Here is an 8,755-nt window from a genome sequence, read left to right as displayed (position 1 = left end):
GGCTGCTGGCCGAGTAGTGCCGAGGTGGTCCACACGACCGGTCGATCGATGGCGTCGGCCAGCTCCTGCCAGGTCAGGCCCTTGGCCAGGCGGGCGAGCACGATCTGTTCGGTGATCTCGTTTCGAGTCATGGTTACCAGCATCGCCCTGACACCGGATTCTGACCAATAGACCTCTTTCGGATTCGGCGCCGCATGCGATATCACTCCGCAACCGGATCGGCCGGGTCAGCCGGTCGTGTGAGCGATCAACACGTCGATTTTGGCCCGGGTAGCCACAGCACCAGGTATCGAAAACACCCGTCCGATGATTGCGGATCGCGCGTCCAGGCCGACATTGCCGACCACCAGTAGGTCGGCTCCCACTTCCTCAGCAAGGTCCACCAGCGCATGAACTGGAGCACCCTTGATCGGCCGGTCCTCGATCCTGGTCGCGCCCGCCGCCTTTGCCCGATCGTGTGCGTCGTGCAACATCGCGTAAACGGGTGCGTTTCCCGAGACCTTGTAGCCCTCGTCTCCGAGGATGTCGGCAGCGCGTAAGTCGTCCTTCTCCGGCAGGTAGCCCGTCGCAATGATCAGCTTCGCGTTGGACTCGGCGGCAATCTTGCCGGCACGTTCGACCGCGCGCAGCGAAGACGCCGAGCCGTCCGTGCCGACCACCACAGTCTGATAGGTCGTCATGTGCCCTCCACAGCCTCGTTTTTGGTGGTCGGAACTGCGAGCAACCAGTTTGCCGCCACGGACGACTTTAATCGCCTCTCCGGCGGCAACCCGGTCGAAATACCCACATGCGTGCGGTCAGTGTCAACATTCAGCCGGCCGGCGCCAGCATGTCTTTCCATCCGTCCTCTCCTGTTTTCCTCGAATCCTCGACCGCGTACTTGGTGCCGTCGGGCCCTTTCAGTTCGCCGCTCTGTGGGCTGTAGACGGCCGTCGCAGGCCCGCCAGGGGTGTAAACGCAGGGGTTTGGCTGTTGCCCGTTGCACTGCACGGACCCCGATCCCGGCCGCTGCAGCGGATCGCTGACGGGAGGCGGCGTCTGCCCTCCCGGCGGCAGCCTGTCGGCAGGCGCCGGGTTGAGGCCGGTGTTGATCGACGGCGCGGGTATCACCACACCCGGGTTCACCGGCTGGTCACAGCGAGCACCGGGCGCCGGACAGTTGAGGATCTGGTTGGGGTCGCCGTACCACGGGTTGGTGCCCAACGGAACGTACGGTTTGGGGTCGCGGCATTCCCGCGGTGTCGCAGCGCGTTTACCGGGGACATCGACACACGGAACGTTGCGTGCCCCGCGCACGGTGTTGGCCGGAATGTCTTGCGGGATCTTGCAATACGTTCCGGACGGCAACGACGCCAGGCTGGTGTCTGCCGGAGACCGCCACTGAGGTGCGGGGAGAAAGCCGGTCGTGCAGGGCGGGGGCTGGTTGATCGTCAGCGCGGTGTCGAGCGAGGCGTAGCCCGGGAACGCCACTGTTGCCGTCTGGGCGGCCGCAGCGTTTTGCGGCAGGAATACCAGCAGTTGCTCGACGCCCTTGTGGTAGCGCTTGAGCATGTCGAGCACGATCTCGAGATTCGCCAGCGTCTGCGGAAGCGACTCGCGGACATCGCTGAACACCGAGTTGACCTGATCCGCGGTCGGCGCCGCTTGGGTCAGGATGCTGTGCAGGTGCTGGTCGTTTTCCGCGGTCTGCGCGAACAGAACATCCAGATTGTGCGACCAGCGCCCGATTGCGTCGCTCGAATTGACCTGGCTGTCCAGGATCGGTGCGGAGTTTTCGATGATGTCATTGACATCGGAGATGTTGGCCTTGAAGTCACCGGCGATCGCCTGGGTCGCGTCGACGAGTCGTTGCAGCGCGGGCCCCAGCCCGCCGACCGCTTGGGCGGTCTCATCGAGCAGCGAGGCGATCTTGTCCTTCGGCAGCACGGCCAGCCCGCGATTGGCGGCGTCCAACGTCGGCCCGATCTCAACGGGCACAGTGGTTTTGGTAATGGTCTGTCCCGGCGAGAAGTAGCGGCCCTGAGTGCCTTCCGACACCAGATCCACATACTGCTCACCGATCGCCGACACCGAATGCACGTTCGCCGTCGCGTCGACTGGGATTTTGTACCGGCTGGCGATACTCATGGTCGCCTGCACACCGGCCTCGGTCGGCTCGACGGCGGTGACCTTGCCGATGGTTTCACCGCGATACGTCACGTTGGACGTCCTGTACAGTCCGCCCGACGTGGGCAGGGCGACCTTGAGCGTGTACTGGCCGATCCCCACCGCAGTCGGAATCCGCAGGTAGTACCAGCCCAGCGCAATCGCTGTGACCACACTCAGCACGGTGAAGAGAACCAGCTGACGCCAGACGAAACGGGTCAACATTGCCGGTCCGCCCTTTCGACCAGCGGCCCGCCGGGCACGTCGTTCGGGTTCGGGGTGTACCGGACGTCGGGAATCATCGTTGCGGGGTCACGGCCGTACGACTGCTCGAGCGCACGCAGCGCTCCCGAGAATCCGGTCCCGGTGAGTACCGCGTTGTCGACGGCGCTCAGCGTCAGGTCAAGCGTCAGCGACAGGTTGAAATAGTCACCGCGGAACGACTTCGGCACGGCATCGAGATCGAACGGCTGGACGAGGATCAGCTTGAGTGCGCGGATCAAATACTGTGCGGCGCGGCCGAGTTCCCGCAGCGGGCACTGCAGCGACAGCAGGTCCTGATGGAGGTCGCCTCGCGAGGCGGACAGGTATTGCTCGGCGACTTGGCTGAGCCGGCCAACCGCGTCGACAGCGTTGATCAGAAGGTTCTGCTTGTCGGCGAAATGCTTGATCAGGGGCGGGAATTCGGTGAGCACCCGATCCAGAACGTCCGAGCGGGAAGCGACGTAGGCCAACAGCCGGTTGGTTGAGTCGATCACTCGAACAATGTCACCGCGTTGCTCGTCGAGTCGGGCGGTGAAGGTGTCCAGCTTGCCGAGGAAGGCACGGATCTGCCCGGCCCGGCCGTTCACGACGTTATAGATCTCGTTCTGCAGCGATTCGAGGTTCGGGATGCCGCCGCCGCGCAAGATCAGGGCGAGACTGGCCAGCGTCTGCTCCGTCGAGGGGTACGCCGACGAATTCGTCAGCCGGATGGTGTCACCGTTCTTCAATGGCTTCGGAGACGGATCCGGTGGCGCGGCAAGCTCCACATGCTGAGAACCCAGAAGGCTGGTCTGCCCGATCTTGGCGGCGGTGTTTGCAGGTAACTTGACGCTCTTGTCCAAACTCAGCCTCAACGTGGCGACCCAGTTCGACAACGTGATCCCACGCACCGTGCCGACAAAGACATCGGCCACCCGCACCCGGCTGTTGTCGTTCAGGGCCAGCGTGTCGGGCATCTGCACGTAGACGGTGTAAGAGCCGGCTCCGCTGCCCGGGCCGCCGGGCATCGACACATTCGCGATTCCGTGCCAGCTCGCGCACGAGCTCAGCACAAGCCCGGCCACCAGCAGAGCCAACCCCTGCCGGGCCCGGTATAGGAACCGAGTGCTCAACACGCGTTTCACGAGCCCGGTCCTGTCGAAGCGCCCGCCTCGGCGGGTAGCGGCGGTCCTGGCGCCGGCCCGGACACAGGCGTCGGTGCGACCGGACCCGGGACCACGCCCGGCCCCGGCGGTGGCGGCGGGATCGGTCCCGGGTTGCCGGGGACGCCAATGAAGGGCGCCGGGCCAGGCGCCTCGTCGTACGAGTTCGGCGGTCCCGGCGGGGTCTGCAGGTTTGACTGAACCGGTGCAATGTCGGGGCCGCCCATGAGTTCGGCCAGCGATTCCGGGGTCAACAGGGCGGCCGTGATCGGTCCCACCTTCACCCCCTGCATGCCCGGCGCGGTAATCCAACCGTGCTGAGTGTTCTTGTGGGACAACGGCGTATCGGGTACCCAGATCCCGGGAACGGTGGTGTCCTTGTACCCATTCGGCGGGTGCAGCCGATCCTCGGAGTAGGCGACTTCCTTCGGGAGCGTCTCGGCGGTGCTGAACAGATTGAGCCCGAACGGCAAGTAGTTGAACTTGATCGCGTCGAGAATCGGTGCGAGGTATTGCGCACAGAGTTCGGCGGATTCTTGATAGCCGAGCCGGCTGCCGGCCTGAATCATGCTGCAGAGGAACTGCATTGGGTTGGTGAAGTTCGGGATCGCCGGAATGGACATCACCGCGCCGTGCGACGGGTGGTAGATCTCGCTGAGGTTTGCGCTCAGCGTCGGGAGGACGTGCAGTCCGGTCTCTAAACCATTCAGCGGCTCGGGCTGCACGAGCGTGGTGGTCACCGTGGCGAGGTTGTCGATGTCGTGCGTCAGCACCTCGCGGTTTTTGTCGAGGAACGGGCGCACTGTCGCGAGGAGACCGTCGAACTGCTGTATCGCGTTGGCCAACTCTTGATCGGAGTTGGTCAGGTTGTCAGTGAACTGGGCCAGATTGGTGTTCAACGCGACGAACTGCCGGTCATCTTTGTGCAGGGCGTTGACGAACAGCGCCAAACTGCGTGCCACCGCGAAAAAGTCGCCACGGCCCTGGTTCAGCACGGTCAACGACCGGGACAGGCTGTCCAGCGTGGTGTTGATCTGCTTGCCCTTGCCGGCCAGCCCATCAGCGTACGACTCGATGAGCTCGCCGAACGGTCCCTTGGGCTGCTCGGGGGTCGGGCCGAGCTTGGAGATGATGTTGGCGACGCTGCCGCGAAGTTGGTCCCACTCCGTGGGCACCTGAGTGCGTTCGATCGGGATCACCGCGTTGTCGCCCAGCACCGGACCACCTTTGTAGGGTGGCTCCAATTGAATGCTTCGCGATGCGACCAGGGTGGGGTTGAGAATCACCGCCGATGCGTTGGCGGGCACCTTGTACTTGTTGGCGTAGTGGAAGGTCACCTTCATCTTGTCGCCGGCCGGTTCGATCTGGTCGATGGAGCCCGCCCGAATGCCCATGATCTCGACCCGGTCGCCGGCATACAGGGCATTGGCAGCCGGGAAGTAGGCCACCACAGTGTTATTCGTGAACTTGTTGTACAACTGGAATCCAACGAACGCGAGGACAAGCGCCAGCACGACGCCGAGCGCGCCGATGATCACCGATCTCCGCGGCCGCAGTTTGCCGAACAACGAGGTGCCATTCAATTCTGGTCACCTCCTGGCCCCAGCGGCTCGGTGCGCGCGCCGGGCGGTCCCGGCGCCATCGGCACCGGTGTGCCGGGCACGTCTGGCGCCGGCGCCCCGAGGCGCCCGGCGATCGGGATCCCCGGAGTCGGGGGCAGACCGTTCGGGTTCGGCGGCGAGGACGCGACGTCGGGCAACGCCGGGTACGGCCCGTTGGGCCCGAACGGCCCCTGGTTTTGATCGATACCCGCGCACGGCATCGGATTACCCGGCCGCGGAAGCAGTTCCGGCGGCGGCGCATACGAGCACGGCGAGCCCGGTGCCACGGCGGGTCCCGGGTGATCCGGGGTGCCCTCGAGCACCGGCGGCGCCGGCGGCGGCGCGCCGTTGGGGAACCGGGCGCCGTTGGGGTCGGGGAATTTAAACGCAGGCAACCCGGCGTTGCGCCAGAAGTCCTCCGGGTCGATACCACGCTTCTTGAACGCGGCATCCACCCACGGCTGCAAGATCCAATACGGCAGCAAGTTGGACAGGACTATCTTGAAATACGGTCCCGACGAGACGGTTTCACCTAGCGATGCGGCGAATTGGCCGACATATTTCAGGCTTTGAGCCAGGTCGTCCTTGCGCGCCACCAGCACGTCGCTGATGGCATGCAACTGCTCCAGCACCGGATTCAGACTCGGGTTGTCGTTGATGAGGTTTTGCACCTGAGCCGAGAATGCGGAAACGTTTCCCAGCAGTGCGTCGATGGCCCGTCCGCGTTCGTTGAACGCGGCAAGCAGCGTCTTCGCGTTGACCAGCAGCCGGTTGATTTGTTCGCTGCGGTCACCGAGCACGCTGGCCACCTTGTTGGCCTGCGCAAGCAGATGGGTGAGCTGCTCGTCGCGTTTGCCGATGGCGTCGGAGAATCTGGCCAAACCGTCGAGGGCGGGACTCAGATGCGAGTACGTCTGATTGACCGTCTGCGACAACACATTCAGCGACTGCTTGACGGTGTCGATGTTCCAGCCCGCCGCGGCTTTGGTGATATCGGAATTCGCGTCGTAGATCTGATAGGGGGTGGTGCTCTGGCCCAGCGGTATGGTGCCTCCGGGCCGCAACGTCTGGGCTCCCCGCGGCTCGATCTCGAGCACCTTCTTGCCCAGGATGGTGTCCGTCTTGATCGCCAGTCGGCTCTCGGTGCCGATGGTGTTGCTGCCGGTCGAGAACTCGATGACGACGTGGTCGCCGTCGATCTCGAGGCCCTCCACCTTGCCGACGACCACGCCGGTGATGCGGACCTTGGCACCTTTGCTGAGTTGGCCGGTGTTGGCGAACTGCCCGAAGTAAGTGGGTTGGGCGAAAAGCATTGGGACACTGGTGAAGCTTTGACCCACGACAACGACCAGCGCCAAGATGAGCGCGCCCATGACTCCGATGCGCACCCGGTTGGGAGGTTGCAGGGATCTCATTGCGGCGTGCACCTACCCGTGGGCTGCTGCCAGAGCCTGACCGTGCGAACCGGGCCGCCCGCCTGGAGCCCGTTCCACTTGATCGTGAGGTCGCAGAGGTAGAAGTTCACCCAGTCTCCGTAGAGGCCGATGCTGCGCCCGATCAGGTTGAATACGATTGGCGTCTTGTGGATCAGCTCGCTGAGCTGATCACGCTGGTCGACGAGCGGCTGCTGAAGATCCTGCAGATAGTTGAGCTCCTTGTGCACCAGAGCGCGGTTGTCGCCCAGCAGGTCGGCAACCGTTCCGGCAGCGTCGCTGATATTCGCCGTGCCGGCCGCAAGCGGATCGGCGTGGTTGTTCAGCCCGGTGATCAGTCTCTCGAAGTTGTCGACGGTCTGGTCGAACTCCATCCGATGTTTGACCGTCGTGTCCAGCACGATGTTCAGGTTCTTGATCACCTCGCCGATCGCCTGGTCGCGGTCGGCGATCTGGGCGGTCACTTCCGCGGTCTGGTCGAGGATGTCGTTGATGGTGCCGCCTTGACCCTGAAACACGGTGACGATGGCCGACGCGATCGTGTTGACCTTCTCCGGATCAAGCGCACGGAACAGCGGCTTGAATCCACCGAGCAGGGCGTCGAGATCCAGCGCCGGTGAAGTGTGCGACAGCGGGATGAATCCGCCCGGCGGCAAGACCCGGTCAGCACCCTCACCCGCGCCACGGTTGAGTTCGACATAGCGATCACCGACCAGGCCGAGGTAGCGGATCTCCGCGGTCGTCGACTGATACAGCGAGACCGAGCGATCGACATCGAAGTCGACCCGTACCCGATGGCCGTCGGCGACCAGCTTGATGTTTTTGACCTTGCCGATTTCCACACCGGAGGCGCGGACGAATTGGCCTTCGCGCAGCCCGCTGCCATTGCTGAACTCCGCTGAGTAGCCGTAGGTGCGGTTGAAGCGCATCTGACCGAACACCACGACGATCATCACGGTGAGGAACAGCAGCACCACCGAGACGATGCCGAGTTTGATTGCCATGCCGGTGACTTTCATGGGTTGATCGTGTTGTCCCCGACTTGACGACCCCAGACGTATTCGACCGCCCAGGGTGAGCCGACCTCGACGTGGTTATAGGGCGCCAGACTGGCGCCGGTGTCCATCACCAGCGTCGGCGCCGGCCACAGTTCACGGGTAATGGGCTGCCAGCAACCCGGCGCACCACCCGGGCCACCGCGAGCGTTCACCCGGGGCAGATTGTCGGGATAGACATAGGGATTCGGCGCCCCGCCCACCAGCCCGGCCAGCCCGAGAACTCCCATTGTGCCCACCGCGCCGGCCAGCCCCGGGAGAGTCAGGATGCCGCCCAACCCCGACATCAGTTCGGTCATTGTTTTCAGCGCGTAGCCGTTGCCGCCGCCAACCGTCTCGTACGCTTTGGGTTCCGCATCGTGGTAATTGCGGATGGTGCAGAAGATCTCGGGACTGTAGGTGTCGAGCAGCTGAGCGGTGGGCAGCAGATCGGCGAGCCCCCGCTGCAGGTAGGGCCCGCCGCGCCGGAAGATGTCTTCGCCGGTGTTGCCCAACCCGGTCCCGGCCAACAACGCGGCATCCAGGTCGGCTTCCTGCCGGTGCAGCGTGCGCGCCGTGATCACCGCATTTTCGAGGGAGTCGAACAGATCCGGTGCGGCGTTGGCGTAGATGTCACCGAGCGCCGCCAGCTGCTGAAAGTCATGCCGGATCTGTGGCATCTGCGGATTGACGTCGTCGAGGATCGCGTTGGCGTTGATGATCGACTGCCCGAACTTGTCGCCCAACCCGGTCAACGCCTGCGCGGCCGCGGCCAACGTCAGATTCAGCTTGACCGGGTCGATCTTCTCTGCGATCGAGGTCAGGGTTTCGAACAACGTATTGAACTCCGTCGTCACCGACCTGGCATCGATTACATGTCGCGGTGAAATACGCTGCGGCATTGGGTGTTTCGGTGACGTCAACGACACGTACTTGTTGCCGAACACCGTGGTCCCCTGGATATCGGCGTCCACATTGGCCGGAATCAGCCTGATGTACTTCGGATCCACATCCAAGACGAACTCGGCCGCCGGCCTGCCGTCGCGCTGGATCTCCGAAATGCTGGCCACCCGGCCAACTTCCACCCCGTTGTAGGTGACCTTGGAACCCGGATCCATCACCAAACCCGACCGGGC

Annotated in this window: 7 protein-coding genes and 1 pseudogene; all 8 read right to left on the bottom strand. The window is 64.0% G+C overall.

What is annotated here, in order from left to right:
• Positions 1 to 143: pseudogene (locus tag VGG53_RS09020) on the bottom strand (cyanate hydratase); the annotation flags it as partial.
• Between the two features lie 84 nt (positions 144 to 227).
• Positions 228 to 680, bottom strand: a complete 453-nt coding sequence (locus tag VGG53_RS09015; protein WP_331517703.1) for a universal stress protein — start codon at positions 678 to 680, stop codon at positions 228 to 230.
• A 130-nt stretch (positions 681 to 810) separates the two neighbouring features.
• Positions 811 to 2,370 (bottom strand): MCE family protein, encoded by a 1,560-nt coding sequence (locus tag VGG53_RS09010; RefSeq protein WP_331517702.1) that lies wholly within the window; start codon positions 2,368 to 2,370, stop codon positions 811 to 813.
• A complete protein-coding gene (locus VGG53_RS09005; RefSeq protein ID WP_331517701.1) occupies positions 2,364 to 3,533 on the bottom strand; it encodes a virulence factor Mce family protein in 1,170 nt (389 codons plus the stop codon). The genes VGG53_RS09010 and VGG53_RS09005 overlap by 7 nt, the downstream gene beginning before the upstream one ends.
• Positions 3,530 to 5,134 carry a virulence factor Mce family protein gene (locus VGG53_RS09000; protein WP_331517700.1) on the bottom strand — a complete coding sequence of 535 codons (1,605 nt, stop codon included), beginning with the start codon at positions 5,132 to 5,134 and terminating at the stop codon, positions 3,530 to 3,532. The genes VGG53_RS09005 and VGG53_RS09000 overlap by 4 nt, the downstream gene beginning before the upstream one ends.
• Positions 5,131 to 6,567, bottom strand: a complete 1,437-nt coding sequence (locus VGG53_RS08995; RefSeq protein ID WP_414688924.1) for a virulence factor Mce family protein — start codon at positions 6,565 to 6,567, stop codon at positions 5,131 to 5,133. Before VGG53_RS08995 ends, VGG53_RS09000 begins: the two co-directional genes overlap by 4 nt.
• Positions 6,564 to 7,604, bottom strand: a complete 1,041-nt coding sequence (locus VGG53_RS08990; protein ID WP_331517699.1) for a virulence factor Mce family protein — start codon at positions 7,602 to 7,604, stop codon at positions 6,564 to 6,566. Before VGG53_RS08990 ends, VGG53_RS08995 begins: the two co-directional genes overlap by 4 nt.
• Positions 7,601 to 8,755 (bottom strand): MCE family protein (locus tag VGG53_RS08985; RefSeq protein ID WP_331517698.1); only part of this gene is annotated, 1,155 nt, incomplete at its 5' end. The genes VGG53_RS08990 and VGG53_RS08985, both read right to left, overlap by 4 nt.

Source organism: Mycobacterium sp. (assembly GCF_036490025.1).
Taxonomy (GTDB): Bacteria; Actinomycetota; Actinomycetes; order Mycobacteriales; family Mycobacteriaceae; genus Mycobacterium.
This window is presented reverse-complemented; position numbering and strand designations above follow the sequence as displayed.

Excerpts from the sequence above, each read along its gene's own strand:
- VGG53_RS09015 (WP_331517703.1), bottom strand. The coding sequence starts at position 680 with ATGACGACCTATCAGACTGTGGTGGTCGGCACGGACGGCTCGGCGTCT.
- VGG53_RS09010 (WP_331517702.1), bottom strand. The coding sequence starts at position 2,370 with ATGTTGACCCGTTTCGTCTGGCGTCAGCTGGTTCTCTTCACCGTGCTG.
- VGG53_RS08995 (WP_414688924.1), bottom strand. The coding sequence starts at position 6,567 with ATGAGATCCCTGCAACCTCCCAACCGGGTGCGCATCGGAGTCATGGGC.
- VGG53_RS08990 (WP_331517699.1), bottom strand. The coding sequence starts at position 7,604 with ATGAAAGTCACCGGCATGGCAATCAAACTCGGCATCGTCTCGGTGGTG.